Source organism: Sporolactobacillus terrae (genome assembly GCF_019930545.1).
Classification (GTDB): domain Bacteria; phylum Bacillota; class Bacilli; order Bacillales; family Sporolactobacillaceae; genus Sporolactobacillus; species Sporolactobacillus terrae.
Genome location: NZ_CP082837.1, coordinates 1,941,944 through 1,963,562 on the forward strand (window position 1 = coordinate 1,941,944; position 21,619 = coordinate 1,963,562).

At 41.3% G+C, this 21,619-nt stretch carries 13 protein-coding genes and 1 pseudogene; 2 read left to right on the plus strand and 12 right to left on the minus strand.

Features of this window, described 5'->3' with window-relative positions:
- Positions 1 to 79: 79 nt before the first annotated feature.
- Complete coding sequence (locus K7399_RS09205) at positions 80 to 3,340, minus strand: DEAD/DEAH box helicase (protein ID WP_128167340.1); 3,261 nt, start codon at positions 3,338 to 3,340, stop codon at positions 80 to 82.
- A gap of 395 nt (positions 3,341 to 3,735) precedes the next feature.
- Here K7399_RS09205 and K7399_RS09210 point away from each other — a divergent pair, with 395 nt between their 5' ends.
- Together K7399_RS09210 and K7399_RS09215 are read left to right on the plus strand one after the other, a co-directional pair.
- Entirely contained in the window at positions 3,736 to 4,101 is a 366-nt protein-coding gene (locus K7399_RS09210) for a transposase (RefSeq protein WP_223362598.1), read from the plus strand.
- A complete protein-coding gene (locus K7399_RS09215) occupies positions 4,094 to 4,990 on the plus strand; it encodes a transposase (RefSeq protein ID WP_206612210.1) in 897 nt (298 codons plus the stop codon). Before K7399_RS09210 ends, K7399_RS09215 begins: the two co-directional genes overlap by 8 nt.
- A 157-nt stretch (positions 4,991 to 5,147) precedes the next feature.
- Here the strand turns inward: K7399_RS09215 and K7399_RS09220 are convergent, their stop codons facing one another.
- The 11 genes and pseudogenes from K7399_RS09220 to K7399_RS09270 form a co-directional block, all read right to left on the minus strand.
- Entirely contained in the window at positions 5,148 to 6,254 is a 1,107-nt protein-coding gene (locus K7399_RS09220) for a BRCT domain-containing protein (RefSeq protein ID WP_128166931.1), read from the minus strand.
- Positions 6,255 to 6,267: 13 nt separating this feature from the next.
- Positions 6,268 to 6,729 carry a hypothetical protein gene (locus K7399_RS09225; protein ID WP_128166933.1) on the minus strand — a complete coding sequence of 154 codons (462 nt, stop codon included), beginning with the start codon at positions 6,727 to 6,729 and terminating at the stop codon, positions 6,268 to 6,270.
- 249 nt (positions 6,730 to 6,978) lie between these two features.
- Positions 6,979 to 8,093, minus strand: a pseudogene (locus K7399_RS09230) (IS3 family transposase).
- Positions 8,094 to 8,165: 72 nt separating this feature from the next.
- Positions 8,166 to 8,357 carry a hypothetical protein gene (locus tag K7399_RS09235; RefSeq protein WP_128166935.1) on the minus strand — a complete coding sequence of 64 codons (192 nt, stop codon included), beginning with the start codon at positions 8,355 to 8,357 and terminating at the stop codon, positions 8,166 to 8,168.
- A gap of 588 nt (positions 8,358 to 8,945) precedes the next feature.
- A complete protein-coding gene (locus K7399_RS09240) occupies positions 8,946 to 12,029 on the minus strand; it encodes a type I restriction endonuclease subunit R (protein WP_128166937.1) in 3,084 nt (1,027 codons plus the stop codon).
- Positions 12,030 to 12,043: 14 nt separating this feature from the next.
- Positions 12,044 to 13,261 carry a restriction endonuclease subunit S gene (locus K7399_RS09245; protein WP_128166939.1) on the minus strand — a complete coding sequence of 406 codons (1,218 nt, stop codon included), beginning with the start codon at positions 13,259 to 13,261 and terminating at the stop codon, positions 12,044 to 12,046.
- Positions 13,258 to 15,822, minus strand: coding sequence for a type I restriction-modification system subunit M (locus K7399_RS09250; RefSeq protein ID WP_128166941.1), 2,565 nt, complete (start codon positions 15,820 to 15,822; stop codon positions 13,258 to 13,260). Before K7399_RS09250 ends, K7399_RS09245 begins: the two co-directional genes overlap by 4 nt.
- A 314-nt stretch (positions 15,823 to 16,136) precedes the next feature.
- Positions 16,137 to 18,047 (minus strand): N-6 DNA methylase, encoded by a 1,911-nt coding sequence (locus K7399_RS09255; RefSeq protein WP_128166943.1) that lies wholly within the window; start codon positions 18,045 to 18,047, stop codon positions 16,137 to 16,139.
- A gap of 597 nt (positions 18,048 to 18,644) precedes the next feature.
- Positions 18,645 to 19,127, minus strand: a complete 483-nt coding sequence (locus K7399_RS09260; protein ID WP_128166945.1) for a hypothetical protein — start codon at positions 19,125 to 19,127, stop codon at positions 18,645 to 18,647.
- A gap of 98 nt (positions 19,128 to 19,225) precedes the next feature.
- Positions 19,226 to 20,158 carry an HNH endonuclease gene (locus K7399_RS09265; protein WP_223362285.1) on the minus strand — a complete coding sequence of 311 codons (933 nt, stop codon included), beginning with the start codon at positions 20,156 to 20,158 and terminating at the stop codon, positions 19,226 to 19,228.
- 178 nt (positions 20,159 to 20,336) lie between these two features.
- On the minus strand, positions 20,337 to 20,603 hold the full coding sequence (locus K7399_RS09270; protein WP_128166947.1) for a hypothetical protein: 267 nt from the start codon (positions 20,601 to 20,603) through the stop codon (positions 20,337 to 20,339).
- Positions 20,604 to 21,619: the final 1,016 nt, after the last annotated feature.

Sequence of the window (21,619 nt, forward strand, 5' to 3'; positions counted from 1 at the left end):
CAACTTTTCTTTGCACCGGTCAATCACGATCTGGCATTCTTCATCAGCGAGCCTTTTCCGCACACTGCTGAGCAATTACTCAGATATTTAAAATCTCCTTGATATCCTTCTCAGTTAACCGAGACAGCGACTGATCGCCGGATTGAACGACGGATTCAATTAAATCGCGTTTATTTTGTTGCAGATCGTGAATTTTTTCCTCAATCGTGCCTTGGGTGATCAGCCGCACGACCTGCACAACGTTTCGTTGGCCGATTCGATGTGCTCTGCCAACCGCCTGATCCTCGACCGCGGGATTCCACCACAGATCATACAAGATCACCGTATCGGCACCCGTGAGATTAAGTCCGGTATTTCCAGCCTTTAGCGAAATCAGAAAAACATTCTTCTCTCCTTGGTTGAACTGATCGACCATCTCGACCCGATCTTTCGCCCGAGTTTGTCCGTCAAGGTAAAAGAAGCGCACGCCCTGCTCGGTAAACGCCTGGCGGATGATCGCCAGCATACTGGTAAATTGAGAAAAAATAAGTAGCCTCCGGCCGCTTTCAAGTGCATCAGAAATCAGTTCCAAGAGCTGCTGCAGCTTCCCGGACGCGCCTTGATAGTCATCGACAAAAAGGGCGGGATGACAACAAATTTGCCGCAGACGGGTGAGGCCGGCAAGAATCTTCATCCGGCTCTTTTGAAAGCCTTCGTTTTCAAGGGAATCCTTCGTTTCCTTCTGGATTTTCTGAAGATAGGCCAGATAGAGTTCCTTCTGCTCTTTCGTCAGCTCAGAGGTATGCACCGTCTCGATCTTGTCCGGAAGTTCCGACAAAACATCCTTTTTGATGCGACGGAGTAGGAACGGACGAATCATTCTCACAATTTTTTCTTGATCCATTTTTTTGAAATCGGAAAGCTTGGGAAAAAATCCGGGCAGGATGGTCTGGAAGATCGACCAGAGTTCATCAATTGAATTTTCGATCGGCGTACCGCTCAGCGCAAAGCGATTCCGGGCCTTGACGACACGGACGGATTTCGCCGTCTTTGTGTTAAAATTCTTGATCGTCTGCGCCTCATCAAGGATCAGCGTGCTGAATTCCTGATTCTCATAGGTACCGATATCCTGTCTTAGCGTTTGGTAGGACATGATCCAAAGATCCGGTTTCGCCTCTTGCTGGTACAGGTCCTCTCGTTCCTGCACGGTACCGGAGGCGACCACTGCATGCAAGTCCGGGGCAAATTTTGCCAGCTCATTTTTCCAGTTGTAGATTAGAGAAGCCGGGGACACAATGAGCGCCGGCTGAGTTGTCGAATCCTTCTCTTTTTCCGATAAAAGAAAAGCGATCGTTTGTATGGTCTTACCCAAACCCATCTCATCCGCAAGAATACCACCAAGGCCATAGTGACCGAGCGTTTTCATCCATTGATAGCCATAAAACTGATAATCTCTGAGCTGTGCGTGCAGCGATTCCGGCACATCAAAGTCAATCAAGTCAGGATTCTTCAAGCGATTGAGGAAGCGTCGGAACACCTTGCTGATTCCGATCCCTGCATGCTGTTCCCCGAGTATGGATTCAAGCTGTCCACCCCGATACATCGGCAGTTTCACTTGATGATTCTGCAACTCATGCTTCGAAATGTTCAGCTCGTCCAGCATCTGTCCGACAGACGCAAACGCCTCATCCTCTAATGGGATAAATGCGCCGCTTGGCAGGCGATAATACCTTTTCTTTTCCACAAGCGACTGAAGAATCCTCTCGATATGATCCTCCGCGATGCCCTCGATCTGGAAGTTCACCTCCAGCCAGTTGCCACCAGAGTCCACATCAATGGATGCAAACGGCGTGTTCTGCGCCGGCAGCACAAACGCCTTGACCGCATTGGTCATCAAAATTTCCGCCAGATCTTCCAGTTTCGGAAGCGTTTCAAACAAAAAGGTACAAATAGCCTCCTCCCCGTCGGCGCAGACCTTTCTATTGTTCATGGTTAACGGAGCCGACTCGAGCAGATCCATAATCCTCTGCTCTTTATCCACATCACGAATAAAGATCTGCTTGTCCGAATTGATGCTGCGATCGTTCTCAAAGGGCTTCACCATAGCATCGCCGTAATGGTATTCGAGCTGAACCGTCAGTTGTTCCCCTGCACGGTCGAGCAACACTTTCGCATGTAACGGGTACGAAGCAATCCGATCCGACACTTGATCGGAAATACTGAGTTGACTGATTTTCTTTAGACCCGGTGCAACTTGAGACAGGAATGGCTCGATCTGATCTTTTCCAATCGGCAGCACGCTCAGTCCGTCATAGCGGACAATCGAAACCAGATGGCTCGCAAACGCGCTCTGCGCATCAGAAAGCAGATATAATTCGCCATCCTTGATCAGACACCCATATTCATCTAAGTACTGACAGCCCTCCAAATCGGAAAGATCAACCTCATAATGACCATCGGAACGTTCATCAAGCCGAAGTGCAAAGGGCAGTTCATGCTCATGAACGACGGCCTGCTTGCGCCCCCAATATCGATCGTCAAGAAAAACAGAACAGGATTGCAGTTTCGTCAAGAGTTCAGGAAATAGAGCCGGGGGAATCGTGAATTGGCGGTCGTCATTGACTGTGCGTCTGCCGGTATAGGCATACTGCAGATTCCGGTAATTTCTATAGTTCATCTGCTTGCCAAGCAAATCGATCACGGCCTGATCTTCCGGTAAAAAGCCATGTTCCAATGGATCGAAGGAAAACTTTTTTGTAAATGTAAACGAGGTCTGATCGATCACGGAAAGGATAAAGTCACGGATGTCCTTGACCACATACAACCGGTCAACACCGCTTTTCATCTCCAGAACAAACCATGAACCGTCGTTCTTAAGCGTCCATTCCGTCTGCATCATCCGTTTATGCCCGCTTCGCTCCCGATCACTTTCCTTCTTCTGAAGCCAAGAGAAGCGATCAATCAGCCGATTGGTGAGCACTTCTTCCCGGTGCAAGCGCCCACGCTCAGCAGTGCGCGCGGCCGTCGATGCCACCTTGCGCCCTGATGATTGATGTCCCGCTTGCTTCCGCAGATTTTGCTGATCCTCCATAAGTTTAAGAAGAACAGCGGCCACATGCTTGCAAGGAGTTGGAAAACTTCGAGCCGCCGGACAATCACAGTGACTATACAACGATTGATCGTCAATACGGATACTGACACGGTATGGTTCCGTCCCGTCAACCGATGCCTGCCAGTCCCCGCCTTCCGGATCAAAATGAAAATCCCGGACACGCCCGTTTGCATAGTACCTGTGTCCACGCTGATAAATCGTCGACGAAAATAAGCCCTTAATCATTTCCTCTGTGAGTTGAATTCCCATTAAATAACACACCTGTTCAATCAATTTATTGGACACGTTCATGCCCATGACCTGCGAATCACAAGACATGAACACTTTTGTCAACATAACCCTGTAACGATCGCCGTATCAGTACTTGCGAAAAGACTAGCAACTAATCTCTCTGAATCTTTCTGATTTCACTATACCATAAGATCGATTGAAGGTTGACGACCGTAATTGATTTTCCAAACGGTGTGAGCTTGTGCTGAAAAATTACTTACTGGAGAGTGAAAAGTTCTGTGTAAATAATACAAAAGGATAACCCTTAAATGGGATTTTATGGTATCCTCTTATCTGCTAAGAAAGAGAGGAAAAATCGCCAAGGGTTATCGTGCTTCTTATTCTATCTTGTTCCTTCGCGATTGACTAGTGCCATGTTGAAATTTATTGATTCTTTACTTCTACTGTTCCGTTCTTGTTTCCATAGATTCGCTGCATTCAAATGGTTTGTTGTTCTTATCATCGGTCTGATGATACGTTCAGACTGTCTCGGAATCACTTCGGTGATTCGTGACTTGTCCCTAAACCCGAAGGGTTATGAGTCCATGATTCATTTCTTTCGTTCTTCCGCATGGTCTTTGGGCGAACTGCGGCAACAGTGGTTGCGCGTCGTGCTCAAATTTGCGCCGCTCAAGCGTGAAGCGGGCGCCGTGATTCTCATCGGCGACGGCGTCAAACAGGCGAAAGAAGCCCGCTACATGCCCGGTGTAAAAAAGCTGTTTCAGGAATCTGATGATTGATCAAGGGTTTTCAGCCACTCGGGTGCTGGGGCGCGCGTTGTTTCTGCTTGATCGCTATTTCTTGTCCGTTCCGGCCCTCCGTCGCTTGAATCAGCGGAATCAGGAAGGGGCCACTCGATTAGAACTGGTCACGAAAGCCAAAACCTCCTGCGTGGCTTATGAACATCCCATTCAAACTGGCGGGCGAGGACGCCCGCGAAAGAAAGGAACCAAAGTGAAGGTAAACGCGCTGTTTGACGCACAGAACAAGTTGTTCCAAACCACCCGTCTGTCGCTTTACGGTAAGGAAGAAAACGTCGCCTATCTGTGCCGCGATCTCCTTTGGGGGCAGGGACTCTATCAGGAATTGCGCTTTGTTCTTGTGGTGATGGGCGGACGACGATCCATTCTGGTCAGTACGGATCGATCGCTGGAACCAGAAGCTATCATTCGACTTTATGCGCGGCGTTTCACAACGGAAACCACTTTTCGCGCGCTGAAACAGTCACTCGGTGCCTTTGCCTATCATTTTTGGAGCCGGTCGATGCCCAAACTGAACCGTTACCGCAAATCGGAAGAACCCGATCCGCTGGATCACGTAACCGAAGGATACGCGCAAAAACGGATTCTTCAAACGGTCAAAGCGATCGAAGGATCCATGATGTGCCACTGCATCGCGATGGGCCTGCTTCAAATGATTGCGTTGCGCAATGAAAACAGGCAATCGCATAATCCCTTTCGCTTTTTGCGTACACCCTCTAAGGGAGCAGCTTCAGAAGCGACCATCATGGCTCATTTACGTCAGACGATTTTTCAACTGTTTGCCCGAAATCGTCATTTAACCATAACGCAAATAATTCAAGAAAAGCAGGAAACACCCGAAGTACAGGATGAATTACTAATTTCTTAAAAACCTAAAACTTTTGACTGTCCAGTTACTTAGGAAAACTTATTAAATTTCCGTTTCAACCGATTTCAACGTCTGTCCCTCTTGAGTTTTCCACTCAGTTCTGCCATTTGCACTTCGGCCCATGACAAATGACAACTGCCGCTGCCAACTATTTCACTTAAGTTAATATCAATTGATTGAATTTAGAAAGAGGAATCGTTTTAATTTGTAATTCCTTAGCTTTTTTCAACAGGACATAATTCCGGCCATCATCGTCATAGATAATTGCATCTACCCTGTATCCATTTGAACCCTTGTTAATTCCTGCCACTTTCATATGACTAATCAAAATTTCTTCCACTTTTGCTTGAATTCTGTTTGGAAGAAGAGCAATATTAACAATTTTGTCTTCCAATTCGGAAATTTTTTTAAATTTTTTCATCATTGCCGTATCTATTGTAGCAGTCGTGGTTTGACGTGTCACAACAGCTGTTTCTAATTGTAAATCCTTTGATACAGCATCAATAAACCATTCATCTGTCTCAATTTCTGTTCCTAATTCCCTTGCTTTACTTAATTTGCTTCCCGGTTTGTCTCCACAAATCAAAAGGTCTGTTTTTGATGAAACGGATCCCGTCACCGTGGCACCGCATTTTTTAGCGATCTCTTGCATCAAGACTCTCGGATAAGGACTAGCTCCCGTAAAAACAATCCGTTTTCTTTGAAAAACAGTGCTTTGCCCTTCTACATGTGCGGTCGCCTCCGCAAAATGTTTGAATCTTCTAGGAGCCACTTTATATAATGGTATCCATACGGTCGGATTAGCTTTTTGAATCACTTTATAAAGCGCTTTAACATCATCCAAAGCGATATGAGTCAATGGATGCTTAATTTCATAAAAGCGTAATAAATACCCCAACGAATAGGAAAATAAATCAGGATTAGCATATTTAATTGCCCGAACTGAATCATAGCATTTGTAGTCTTCGTCTAACCAACCAAAATGAACTAAAAACTTTCGGTCGAAAGTAACATTGTGCGCAACGATGGGATACTTATATTTATTAATAATGGCGCGGAATCGTTTTTTCTTGGTTTCATCGTGAGCAATTTGAGCATAGCCCGCCCCCATACCTTGATGGATGGAATTTTCATCTTCTACCTCTGCAATATGCTCACTTTCAATGACTTTCCCATTCTCTACCACTTGTAGTGCAACTTCATATATGCCTGAATCTACATCAAAATCACCTGTCTCGATATCTAACAGTATCATATTTAGCATCCTATCCCGCCTCCTAAAATTCAATGCTAAATTTTTTAAATAAAAAGTTATTCAGCTCTTCTTTATTATCAAAGAGTCTTGATTGTTTTACCTCAGATTTCAAAGATTCCTTCTTTTTATCAACAACGAAATAGAATTGATAATGGTCACTGTAGGCGCTTTTTCTAATGATAAAAGTCCGAGAAACATTCTTACCTTCTTCGTTTTTAAACTTAATTGTTTTTTTTATAATTTCTTTGTATTGATAGCGATTCAGTTCTTTACCGTCTTTTTTAACGATAATCAAAGCATTTGATTTGATATTATGAAACTCTAAATCTTGAAGATTATACAAACCCTTGGAACTCCAAGCTTCAATGCCTGTGTCTAAAAATAATTGCAGCATTTCTTCACGTGTAAACCCTGTTACATGAACCTTATTTCCCACGATATTTAGAATGCCGCTTTCTAATTCATTCACCATATTTTGTAACATACAACCACGCCCTCTTATTCTGTTATTAAATCTCACATTTTGAGACATAGTTTTGGAACTAACTAAATCTATTTTAAGCCTGTTATTCAATTTAATGTATTGATGCTTATCCTCATTAATAATTCTGTCTGATAGTGTGTATATTGTCATCGTATAATGATTGCTGTCTCATAAATTAGTAAAAAATTGAGAGTCACTTACCACACCAAAGAACCACCCTGGTACGTCAACACTAAATCAAACAAATTTTTAAAGGTGCTGTAACTTGTATTCAATCGGTGTTAGATAGTCTAGTGAGCCATGGATACGTAGATTATTGAACCAATGGACATAATCAAACAATTCAAGATCAAGTACGTGTTGGTTAGGGAAAACACGCCCGCTAACAAACTCTGTTTTGATCGTTTTAAATGTCGCTTCCGCAACGGCATTATCATAAGGCGTGCCTTTGTGACTTAAGGATCGATTAATTTGAAACGTTTCCAATGCATCATCAATGAGCTTATTTTTAAACTCATTCCCTCGATCCGTATGGAATAATTCGAGGCGATTTAAGTCGCTTTTGACGGTGGAGAAGGCACGATAGACGAGCTGAGCATCTTTATTGGGTCCTGAGCTGTAGCCGATAATTTCGCGATTATACAAATCAACGAGTACGCAGATATAATGCCACTTTTGCTGCACCCGAACATAGGTCAAGTCACTGACGACCACTTTCATTTCTTCCTCCTGGCGGAATTGACGATTCAACGTATTTCCAACTGGAGATTCGTTACAGCTCGCTTTATGTGGCTTAAACTGAGCAATGGTATATTTTGAAATCAGGCCTTGTTGGCGCATGATTCGTCCGATTCGTCGTCTTGAGACCTGTTTTCCTTGCTTCTCCAGTTCTTTTTTGATCTTTCGCTGTCCATAGATCGATCGGCCCGCTTTAAAAATTTGAACTACTTAGCGTGTCAATTCCTGCTCAGCCTGTTGGCTCTCACGAACTTTAGCTTCGTAATAGTAGGTACTGCGAGAAAGTTGTAGGACGTCGCACATTGCTGATACCGAGTATTTGTGACGGTTCTGACGAATCACATCTACTTTCGTCCCGAGAACCGTGCGGCTTGTTTTAAAATATCATTCTCCATTCTTAGTTGTTGATTTTCTTTTCTTAGTTGAATGAGTTCTTCCTGTTCAGGCGTTCGGTTGTCTTTCTCCTTGAACGAACCGCTCGTCTCTTGTTGACGAATCCATTTATCGAAGGCCGAAGGCGTGAGATCGTATTCTTTGATGATTTCATGTCTCGGTTTTCCTGAAGCATGTAAACTGACAATCTGTTCCTTAAACTCTTTTGAGAAGCTTCTCCGTTCCCGTTTCATTTTTCCGGTCTCCCTTGGTAGCGTTGAACCAAGTGTACATGACCTTAACTCATCCGTCCAATTAAGTGTAACCTATCCAACACGCTTGTAGGCTTGATTAAGATTGGAACGGCTCGTTATTTTCACGATGAGTTTTTGATCTTTCACACCATCTCTTCGTTCAGGTTCGCCGTGAGTCGTGCTACACACTTCTGTCGTACCTTCGGATTCCATCCTATTCTTCGATAGATAGCCATCATTTGATGTTTTCCGTGATTGTCGCATCGCTCACACCTCCTCTGTTTCCGAGATTACTATTGTTCAGCCCTTCGTCCTGGTGGACTACTATGGCTTCTGCTGACTTCTTACAATTCATCTCACCATCGCTGGCATGATTGTTCCTGTGGGAAATGCCTTCCCTCTTGTCGGGAGCCCTTGTAAGACCTCCCCGGGTAAGGACGACTGCTTTCCTTCCATGTGGCTGCTGCATATACTGTTTGAGATTCGGGCAGTATTGGACTTCACCTTGTTACGCAGGCTTATCCGTCTCTATTCAGCCTTAGTATGCAGTTCTTGTTCATCAGCCCAGAAGTTTGCCTCCGGCTTCCTTCAGATTCCACCTCACGGTGGACACCCTTGCCTTTGGCTAACAGTTCCTACTGCCAAGCCTGTAGCGGACTTTTACCGCCTAGCTGTCGTCCATGCCGGGCGCACATAAAAAGATGACACCTATTCAAGATAGGAATCATCTTCTAGCCGCTTAATCATTATTATTTAGTCCGTGACATGGGTGTCAGTTTAGAACTCATATAACCAAGCAGAATCATTGTTTTAGTACTACCTTTTATTAGTAACCATGAAGATAATATCAAATCAGCAATATTTTTGCTTCATTTCAGCAATCCGTTCTGGAAGTTTGTTGGTTAGCTTCATATTATGCCTTAACAAATTACCAGCCGATTGATCGGTTGCCTTATTAAAATCAACACGACTAATGAGTTCATCGATGTAAGGAACAACATCAGGCTGCGAAGTAGAATATGAACGAACAGATTTCCCGAGTAAGTCACTGTCCAATCCCCACTCCTTCGAAAAATCAGTAACAGCACGATTTAGTTTGCTTACTTTCCAAGCTTCAAATGCCTCGTCAAAATTTAAATCGCTCGATAATTTTCCAGGCACTAGTTCAGTATCCACAAATTCTTTCAATAGCTGTGCATGCTCATATTCACCCATATTACTTAATTCCTGAATTTGCTCATAAATAATACGGAGTGTCTCACTATCTACAGTTTGCACACCATTCGTTGAGGTAACCTTAGAACCGATCAAACGAAGAATATGATTTGCATCGATGACCTGAGTTCCTGCTAACTTCGTTTTTCCGACAAGCTGATTACCAGGTGTTGGCGGAGGTGGAGTGCCTGGCTTCCGAGTTATGTTTCTATAGGCACCGACATACTGCAACCAAGTATGCTCATCAATACCAAAAGTTACATCATCCCACTTGAATTCATAGTATTGTTCTACCAAATTCAACTGCTCAGAAGCATCCTTAAAAGCGAGTATAAATGCTTCTTTTTTCTTCTCATCATGTTCAATTGTTTGCCATTCGGTTGGGTCAGGTAAAGTTGGAATCATGTCAGTCACTTTTATCGCAAATTTCTTTACAGCTGTTTCATAGGTATCAACAATTACCTTACTGCTCTTACCTCCACTTCCGTACAGCTTCAACGCTTGATCGACTATTTCTTCAGTCATTCGAGGGTATTGGAAGTTAATAATCGTACCAAACTCTTTATTTGAGCCAAACACACGATTTGTTCGTGAATAGGCTTGAATTAAACCTTGAAGTTCAAGTGAACGGTCAACATAAAGCGTATTCAGACGTTTAGAATCGTAACCAGTCAGCAGTTGGTCTGCCACAATCACGAGGTCTATATTCTTTGGATTTCGTCCACTACCGCCTCGAGTGGCGCGTTCCACGACATCTTCAAAGTAAGCGTCCTCGCCGCGTGTTTTATCACCACTAGCAAACTCAATGCCGGTAAATGCAGCGTAATCTTTAAACATGCCTTCGATAATTTTAGGATTTAGTGGCTTAGGATCATTTTCGTTACCAAAACTAAACGTCATCGCCACATTCAACTTTTGTCCACGGTCTGTCAATTGTTTCTTAAATTCATCATAATAAGCAATCACACGATTTTTATAGGCCACTGTCAAAATAGCATTAAATGCTCTACCTTGTGATTGCGCGTCCCAGTTATTCAGAATTTCTTCAACGACACGGGGGATATGTGTTTCATCTTGGTATACAAGCAATTCTCGTTTTTTTGCCTGTTTTTCAACGTCAGCTTCTGACAGCTTTTGAATTTGTCGTTCAATTTCTCTGTCTGTTAATTCAGGGCGCGCTTCCTTCATTTTTTCAGCTAGTTGCTCTCTTAAATCATCATAATTCTTGAATTCTCCAGTGTTAATATAATCGATGTGAAAGCCCAATACGTTCTTATCCGCAATTGCCTCATCAATCGTATATTGATGTAACTTAGGACCAAATAACTTTTCAGTCGTATTGATGACTTCACTTTTTTCATTGATCTTGCCTTTGATCTTATTTTCATCAAATAAAGGCGTGCCAGTAAAGCCGAAGAAGAGTCCATTTTTCTTGAAATAACGCTTAATGGTTCCCATCATCTGCCCCATTGTCGTACGATGGGCTTCATCGATGATAAATACAATTCTCTTAGCTGCTAAACGATTATCGCGTGCTTCTTCTAGTTCCTTAACTAAAGCATTCAGTTTGAATGTGGTCGTGACCACAATGCCGTTTTTCGCTGACTTAAGTATCTTTTTTAACTGGTAGGTGTGTGATGTATCATCAACGGACACGGGCTCGTAAGCAGCGTAGGCTTTGAAGTTTTCACTGGTACGATTGTCTAGCTCACGTCTATCAACGAGAAAAACAACTTTATCAAATCCTGCTCGAGTCGACAAAAACAAAGCTGTCTTGAAACTCGTAATCGTTTTGCCCGAACCGGTCGTGTGCCAAACAAAACCGCCATGAGGCAATTTTCCCTCATTGTCCCAGCCAAATGCCGCCCCTTCAACCGCTTGCAGGGCGTGGACTTGATACGGACGCATGAGCATATGTCGTCTGTTTTCCTCATCGCGAGCTTCATCAATGACCAGATAATCTCCAACCATCTGATGCGCCATTGGAATCATCAAGAATTGCTTAATCACGTCTTTCCAGTCATTTACAACCTTGTTATCTTTATCTGACCAATGAAAGACAAAGCTAGGGTTAAAATCCCCTATTGTTTTTGGCGTAGCGAAATAGCGAGTAGCAATTTCCGAAGTGATGACCATCATCTGCGAAAAAGCCATAAAGTTATTGCTGTATTCGCCGTCACGATAGTAGCGGATAAACTGTCCAAATGCCTCGTCGAGCGTTTTGTCCGTGCGTTTTTGCTCGATATTGATTAAAGGCAGGCCGTTGATCAGTAAGACAATGTCAAAGCGGTTGTCATTGGGAGTCTGTACTTCTCTAGCAATCCGATAGCTTGAGTCCCCGCCACGCACTTCCGCTTTTTTAAAAATCGTCAACGTGATCTGTTTTCTCGTGATATTTGGATTGTCATCACGGTAAATGCCATCAATCTTGCCTTTTGATTCTTCAATAGCTAAAATCTTCGCTGCCTCGTAGCTATTGTTGATTTGATTGACCTTTGCCATCACTTGTTTGAACTCGTTATCCGTCAGTGCCACACCTTCCAGCTGGTCAGCGTTCATACGGTTGAGTTCACTACGCCAGTGGGTAACCAAATCAGCAACCGTTACTTTTTGCTTATTGCCGTCGAGATAATCTGATGCTTCCCATTTATATTTTTGTAGTTCCTTGACAAAATTCTCTTGAAAAGTTCTCTCTGCCGCACTTTTTGGTGCATGACTCATAACTTACCCTCCCCCTAAACAAACATCTCATTTAGATATGCTTTTTTTAGATTTTGTAGTTTTTCTAACTTACGCTGATGAAGGGCGATAGTATTATCGAGTTCTTTGAAAAAAATACCAATTTTTTTCTGTTCATCCAATGTCGGAACAAAAATTTTGATACCTTCAACATCTGAACCATTGTATGATGGTAACGCACCAACCTGCGCAAATCTAGGCAAGTAAATTGTTTCAAATAAGATTCTACCAAAATCAACATCCCATGATTCATCAAAAATATAAGCCATTGTATTATTATCAATTAGGAATGGATTGCGTACCAAGCGTTTTCTATTAAGCATTATCGCAGCCCCTACTTTTGCAAATATTGCGGCAGGTACTGTTTCAATAGGCTTCCAACTTTTTCGTCTTATTTGTTCAACACTAACATAGTTATTTGCATTTAACATTTCATATTCGTTCCCGTTGTTATTCATATCAGAGACCTTGAAAAATGGAACGCCATCTTTTCCACCTTGCTCAATATCTGGAAAACCAATTCCTGACTGTGTTTTACCTATTTCCCCCAACTTCCGCTGTTCCCAAGCGCCAGTAAATCCTGCAAATCTGCGTTTTGGTTCACGCTCACCTTCAACGGGAAACATTTCAGAAAGGTATGCAGATTTTAGTGCTTTCATCTTTTCTAACTTACGCTGATGAAGGGTGATGAGATGATCTAAGGTACTGAAAAGTTCTCCGATTTTAGCTTGTTCTGCTTTATCGGTAGGTACTGCAAACTCTGTTGTAGACACAATTTTCCAATCTGAACGTGGCATTTTTGTACCAGTTGATAGATTAGCAACTGTTTGATATTTGCTGCATTGAATTAGATTGTAAATGAATTTACTGTCCATCCCATTTGGACGTAAAACCCACCAATCACCTACTGCAATCCCCTTAAAGTCGGGCAACAACCAGTTTTGAAGATACGGACGCAACTTTCCAAACAAAGTATCACCAGCTACAAATTCGATACCTTTTTTTTCGCTTTCCTTTGCGATGATGTCTTTGTTCAATACACCTTGACCAGAAACAACATCCTCGTATTCAATACGTGGCAACTCATCTTCTTCGCTGGATATAGACACTCTTGTGACTAGCTCAGAGAACTCTCGCTGTTCCCAAGCACTAGTGTTAGTGTTTTGAAATTCCTTAAATCGTCTTTTTGGCACTAAGTTTGTTTGTTCTGTCATGATCTCACCACCAGGTCACGCATCAATGCTTCAAGCGATGATTCCGAGTCTTGAATCTCTTCATCAATTGCTGATAAGGTATCGGCATAACGATTGTGCAATAGTTGCAGCGTGTTCAACTCTGCTTTCAGCGGTTTCCATACCAAATCAAACATAGCGTCCAACATGCTACCGAACCATTTTTCGTGCATCAAACGGTCGATTTCTTCGTTTGTCAAAGTTAAGATACGTTCTTGCACGGATTCATTGAGCGCTTTTTCATCCGCTCTCACGGCTCTGCTAAGCGCAGATTTATCCGCTAATAATTTTTCAACTTTTTTCAGTAGGTTATGTTCAACCGTTCCCTTACCCGGTTTCTTCAACTCAGCTTTGACTTTTTTGCTTTCAAAAGCCTCACCAGACTTATTCAAGGTTTCGCCTAAAGCATTTTCTTCATCACTGTCTTCAACATTCGCAGCGCTGACCAAGTCTGACAGCTCATTTTCAATCTCTTGAATGCGAGTTTTCTTTGATTCAATTTCTTCTATGTCATGACTGTATAAACGTTTCGCAATCAACTCATTCGGCACGATCCTGCCAACCCAACCGTCTTGCTCTTCACGTTTTTTATTACCTGATCCTTTCGTGACCATATTGGGCTCACGCGTGCGTCCTGCGGTATAGAAATCACTTAACGCAATGATCTCCGTATCATGGGTCAGCGCATTTTTCCAAATCTCAGCCACAACCTGATAGCCGTCATAAACATCAATATATTTGAACGCTGAAAGAATCTCCTTGATTTCAACAAGCATGTCATTCATCAACTGAGTCAAACTACTGCTGTTGTCTGCATTTCGTAAAATGTCCCAGTATTTATCCATATAGGCTTTTGTATTGCTTTCGATTTCTTTTGTTTTTTGGGCAATGCGCGCGTCACTCAATATATCATCAGATATTTCCTCAACGGGTTTCACAAGTTCAACATAACCGTCACGGATTTTTTTCAAGGATTGTTTCAAAACATCTGGTGCTGTAGACTGCAAAACCTTCAAGTCGTCAATGTTCTTTTGCGGAATTCCACCGAGCAGGTGAGCATCTACATCCTGAGGAATCTCTTCGCTAAGTGCCTCAATATAGCGAGGAATGTTCATGTTGTATTGATTTTCGATAATCTCTTCACGTGTCGCTAAGTGGCTATAGCCTTCTTCTTCCCTACGTTCAACGTGCGTATCGACAATTTTAGCGATGTCTTTTTCTTGCAAGACGTTTTGTTTTCCAATTTTAATAAAGCCGCGCGACGCGTCAATGATTAAGACAGGTTCATCGATTTTTCGGTTCTTCTTCAAAATCATCACAACAACTGGAATACCCGTATTGGTAAACAAGTGATCCGGTAAGCCAATAATCGTATCTATGTAATTTTTCTTAAGCAATCGTTCACGAATGGCGCCTTCAGCTGAGCCACGGAATAGCACACCGTGAGGCAAGACAATCGCCATCGTACCGTTTTGACCTAAGTGGAATAATCCATGTAAAAGGAAAGCGAAATCTCCTTTAGAGTCAGGTGGCAACACCCCAGCAACTTCAAAACGAGGGTCGCTGACTTTTAACCCTGATTTATTCCAATTTTTTACAGAGTATGGTGGGTTCATCACCACTGCATCAAATTGTACGCCTTCATTTGGACGTTCTGGATCTTCTGGCCAGTCTTGAGAAAGTGAATCGCCGTTTCTAATAGTCATCTTCTCAGGACGAACATCATGAAGGAGCAAATTCATACGCGTTAAATTATAGGTTGCTGTATTCTTTTCTTGCCCGTAATAGCTCAAATTCTTTTGTGCATCTTCATCTAAATGCTTTCCAACCGTTAAAAGTAGCGAACCAGAACCAACAGTCGGGTCATAGATTGACTTGACCTCTGACGTTCTCGCTACAATTTGTGCCATGACTTCACTGACTTGTCGTGGTGTATAGAATTCTCCTGCTTTTTTTCCTGATTCCATCGCAAACTGACCGATGAGGTACTCATACGCATCACCCAATACGTCACCTTTTTGCAGTGCCACCATGTTCAAGTCAGCAAACAGCAAAATCAGTGCCTTAACATTTTTGCTCCGTTCGTTTAAGTTGCTTCCTAAAGCAGTATCCGTTAAATCAAGAGTTGAACTTGAGAACAATCCTTTGAAGTCATCCGAATCACCAGAAACGGCAATCGTACGCTCGAAGTTATTCAAGCTATCCGTTATCTTTTGAACTTCAAAATCTCCTGAATTGATATCTTTTAACCAAGTCTGATAGAGATACTCCGGCAAAACATAATAACCAAGTACATTTTTAATCATCTTCTCTAGTTGTTCGCCGTATTCTGCTTTTGCCTTTGTGTATTCCTCAACCAATCCGGAGTCATTAATTTCGCCTAACCCGCTGGTCAATTTAAATGTTTCTAAAGTCTTATCACTCAAAAACTTGTAGAACATTAACCCAAGCATATAATCTTTATAGCGGCTGGCATCCATTGAACCACGTAGTTCATTTGCCCCATCCCATAATCTACGTTTCATTTCTTCTGATGTAATCATTTCATATCACCCATTAATTTTCTATTTTTTCAGTTCAAGCACACAAACATCTATCCTGTGTATAATTCAGATATAATCTAGCACACGTATTGATTCATAACCTATTCACAAAGTTTCTTTTAGCCGAGTAATTCTTCAAAACTGCTATATTTCACGGTCAAATCTGATGAATTCTTACCTATCCTTGAACAGTTGAATGTCAATTCTTTAAAACCTATGATTTACTACCAAAGTCACGTTAGCATATCTTTATTTTAGCAGATTTTGGAGTATATTTTTCTTTTAATATGGAAGAAACAAATCCACTTTCTTCATTAACTTTCAGATACAGCTGCACTGATTCCCATTTTTTTATAGCATTCCTCATACTCCTTCTTTTGCTTTTCAGTTGCTTTATTTATTGCTTCTCTGTATTCTTTCTCAGCTTTATCTGCTTTTTCACCAATTACTTCCTGTTGCTCAGCGGATAGCACTGGTAACTTCAAATAATTGAATTCTTTTAATCCAAGTACCTTAATTGCTGTTCCCTTCTGCATGGATTCAAGATATGACTGGCCAACGGGGCTCTCTAAATAGGCTTTAATGAACAAAGAATTCATTCCTTTTTTTGGGCGGATCGCGTGAAAGTTATGACTGAGAATAATTTTTTTGTTAATCTTCGGTACTACAGCAATCTTAATGACACTCCCGCGATTCGAGACAATGACATCGCCCTCTTGAACCAAATAGTTTTGAATTTTGGATGGGTCCTCAATCGGCATTAGATTTAATTGATCCAGCTTTATTTCTCCAGCTTGCACATCGACAAGTTGGATGACTGAATATCCACCTTTTGTACTTGTCACCTTTGAAAGAGAAGGTGTATTCATTCCTCTGAATGTTTCTGCGACTTCATAAAGATCTTTTTTCGGTATAGATGATTCTTCAAATTTCTCAAGATCTACTTTTACCTGACCGAATTTTCCTTGTACCTCATTAACAGTAAAATATCTAGATATCGATAGATCTGCATCATTACCTAGAACTTCTTTTATCGAAACAAAACGGCAGTTCTCTTCGTTTTCTTCACCAGATCGGAACATCTTCACGATTTTATCAATATGTTTTTCCTCTAGAATGTTTTGTCCTTTGCCTGGCGTATATTCCTTGCTTGCATCAATCAACAGGATTTTATCTTTTCTTTCTTTTGGTTTGTTTTTATTAAAAATCAGGATGACCACAGGTATCGAGGTAGCATATAACAAATTCGCAGGTAACCCGATAACACCCTCAATTATATCATCGCGGATTATCCCTTCTCGAATTTTTCTATCCGCTCCACCTCTGAAAAGTACACCAAGTGGCAAAATTACAGCAGTCTTTCCTTTTTCCTTAAGGGAGGCTACAACATGAGAAATAAAAGCCATATCAGATTTTGATTTACTTGGCAAACCATAATTAAATCGTCCCAAATTCTCATCTGTAAGTTGTTCAGGGTTCCAGCGCATTGAATATGGCGGATCCATTAGCACATAATCAAATTTTTGAATAACGCCGTCTTTGATCAAAGGTGGATTCAATAAAGTATCGCCGAGCGTTACAGTAGCATTCGTCAATCCACTCATGAATAAATAGATTTTTCCAAGCGCCCATGTTCTTGCATTGATTTCCTGCCCATAGAGATTTACATGTCCACCATTCTCTTCAGCATAGCGATTTGCTTCGATCAAAAATTGATTAATTCCTGCTGCCCCATCGTTGACATCGCCGCTTCTAATATCCAATAACTGTGGTAGTAGTTTCGCGATGGACAACGGTGTGAGATTCTCACCTCCACGCCTTCCTTCAGCTTCTCCAAACTTATACAGCAGTGTCTCAAATAGTTCAGCAAATTCATTTACGTTTAATGTGTTTAATGGTTGAAAAGTATTGATTAATTGGTAAAGGCTATTATCATCAACCTGGTCGGGTACTTTGATGTTTTTAAATACATCCTTTAAGAAGGAAAATGTTTTTTCCACAGTAACTGATGCATTATTAATTTTATCTTTGAAACTTCCACCTCCACGTGTGATGTTTGACCACAATAATTCCTTTGGCATTTGATCAGCTAATTCACCATTTGCTTCAATGTACATATGTGTCAGAATAATTGATTCAGTCTCTACGATTTGTGATATTTCCATTGACCCTCTCACAACATTTGCACCCTGCCATAGTAAGTTCAGCTTTTCTTCAGTTTCCACTGTTAATTCCTCCAGTACTTTTTAAAGTATTCTAATTACTTTTATACAACGATTTTAAAAAATTGCCCAACTCACAGATGTTGGGGTTGCTTATTGTAAAAAAATTTATTCACTTAAATCATTTTTTTCTTTTCCTCCTTTCCTCGATGTATTTATTATACGCCTTACAAAAGAGTAATTACAATACTTTATTTGTGTTTTTTCATACTTTTTTATAATCCTGATTAATTGCTCCTTTCTTATTCAATTCTGTTTCCAAATCACTGGCGAACAAATCGGGATAACACACACTGACACTCAGAGATGGTTACAAACTTAGGTGTTGTCCTGTTTTAAACATTATATTTGCAGCGATCCATCGAAATAACAGCAATTGCAGATAATCAATAGGTACGTGTTTAAACAATTGGATCTCCGTTAAATGTTCCCACCGATTGATTGAAGCGTTCGGTCAATCCATTCTTTTTTACTGTCGAAAATTTTCGGATTGGGATGATAGAAAAATGGATGCGTTTTGTGTTTCCAACCTTTGATGTTGTTAATTAACTTGTGCTGAAATACTTCATTAGCCATATTTTTTATAGAAGGATCAGTGCCCTACCCGGCAATGACTTCGACATTCGAGTTGTATTGTAACAATTTTTTCAATTCATTCTCTCGTTCTTTAGAAAAAATAGAATGATAGGTAAATGTATTACTGAGTGCATCCCGTAACTTGTTTTTGAAATCTTTTAAATTACCCGAACACAAGTCAGAAAGGTTAATGATCGATATTAAATTCCATTGCTCTATTTTCATTAATCTCATAATTTGTTCCTGAGTCGGATCTGAATTAGCCTTAATAAATGGGACTACTTCTCTTCTCGGATCTAATACAGGAACCATTTCTTTCATTAAAGGATCACATGAACCTGGGTTGCAAAGAATAAAAATGGCATCAAGCTTGTTACTTGAGAAACTAATTCGTTTTATTCTAGCTTGATTTCTACACGCAAATACCCTGTCACCAACTCTCATATTATAAAAACTGGCTTCCACTTCAAATTCCTTTAATAACTCCTTTTTACTAATGAGATCCACACTCAGCCCCCCTAAATCAATTCGTTTTATATTTTTATTGAGCGAGACGAAATAATATGAATTCCTTCATAACGAATTGACATGATTTGAGCCTCTTGCTACCCCAAATACACATTCTCATTATGCCATTCTAAATAATGCCGCTCCGGAAATTGATCGCCACGTTCGGGTAATACTGTCAATTTACTGCCGTGAAAAGCATAATACTCTTTGCCATTGCCAAAGTCTTCTTTAATATGATGACTGACTTCTAAGTTCAGTGTGTTATCAATGGTGATATAGCCTCGATCAAATAAGGTATGGAAATCACTTCTCAGCAGCAAACCATTCTTGATCTCATGAGGCCCGTTCATGCTGTATGGTTTGATATGAGCAGCCTCGAGTACCGGCAGCGTTTTTTCACCGGTTATGGCACACCTTCTATGATCGGCATCAGCAATCAAGACTTTAAATGCTCCTTGACCAATTCGTGGTTTCATTAATCGCTCCTTGCCATAACGGTTAGCCAATGGATCTTCGTTAACTTGACCGGACCGCATGGCTTCGCTGTTTCTCAATCGATCCTGAAAGTGCTCGTATAAGGATAAGCCAGCCGGTTCAGAAGTTTTATAGGTTTTACCTTGTACGATATTACTGTTCCAATCGTTTGGTTGAGGAATCCAATCCTTTTCATCAAAATAAAAAGGCATGGACAAAATGATGCAGCCAATCTGAGGATCGGGATCAGAAAAGCGATCTGTCTTTTTGTATTTATAAACGCGATCATTAAGCTCCATCAAACTGCTTGCACCATTTGCGATGTCAAATGCATCCCACGCGAGTGACGATGGGAGGATCGAAAATTTCAAAAAAAAGCCGCCGCCAACGATATAATTTCTCGGGCTGTGCGTCTTGAATAAAAACAAATCGCCTTCATTTAAAGCTTTAAAATTTGTACGGCCGCCAGGTTTCCAAAAGTTTACCTCATCACAGTTTGCCTGTTTCAATGTCTTATACCAATCATAGTCCGTAATCCCAACGTACATTTTCATTGGAAACATCATCGCCTCAATAAATGATCGGAAATAAACTGCATTGTTATGTATCTTAAGAACTATATTTCGACAATAAATGGTAAAATCCCTTCAATAAATTGAATGATTTGCAAAAATGCCGATAGAATAAGGAAAAACTGTTGATCAAATGCCGATCACATGGGAATTCTAAAAATCAAGGTAAAACTGAATGGTTTTTAAGATTTCTGTTACTTTCTGCAGCCTTGTGATGAATTTCTGCAAGCATAGCCAAATCCCCTTCCATGGCGCGCGGCTTGATTTTTGCATAGCCAATTAGCTTACCTTCAAGTGATTTTGCAACACTATTCAGAACAACTAGGTATGCATTCTCTAATTCGTCTGGAGCCGACAGCAAGAAAACTGTTCCGTTCCTTTTATTGATTGTTTTTAGATCAGCAACAACTTTCTCATGAAGGATCATTTCAACATTAAATTCACCTTTCGAATGATTGCATTAAATCGCACAAACTGTGTATAATAATGTTAAATCAAGGCAAAATAAATCCGCCAGTGCTTCGAACACTGACGGCATGGCAATATCCGCGTAGAGCGGAGCGATGCAATTAATTAACTTCACATTTTAACAAATGATCCGTCTATCAAGCTATCGTGAGTAGCATATGAGGCGGACTATTTTTTTCTGTCTGACAGCATCAAGATAAGCACGCCAAAACGAATCATAAGTGTCGCTTGAAATACTGTCATTGGTCGCACCCCCTTTCACAAGGGTGTCACCTCATCCGCTCATATGCATCATCTATTGCCTGTCCGTAAGTATATCATGGAATGTACGTTCGATTATTCACGTGGGCAATTATTATGTCATTCTTTTTTTAGGACGATAACCGTTTGTTCTGTTTGCTGCCGCTTCAACTGGAATTTCCGATTGAACACTGTCCTGGATTAATGGTGTTAATGCATTGCATTAAATCGCGCGCACTGTGTATAATAATATTAGATCAAGGCAAAATAAATCGCCAGTGCTGTGAACACTGACAGGATGACAATATCCGCGTAGAGCGGATGCAGTGCTTCATCAACATTGCGTATTTTACTACGATCCGTCTCAGCTCCTGCAGAAGCATATGAGGTGGATCATTTCTTTCTGTCTGACAGCATCAAGATAAGCACTCCAAAGCTAATCATAAGTGTCATCGCTTCAATACTGTCATTGGCCACGCCCCCTTTCACAAGGGTGTCACCACATCCGCTCATATGCATCATCTATTGCCTGTCTGTAATTATAGCGTAGGATCTATGCTCGGTTCTTCAAGTGGTCAGTTATTTTGTCAATCTTTTTTTAGGACTATAACCGTTTGTTTCTGTTCGCTGCCGCTTCAACCGGAATTTCTGATTGAATCTGTCCTGGATTAATGGTGTTAATGCATTGCATTAAATCGCGCGAACTGTGTATAATAATATTAGATCAAGGCAAAA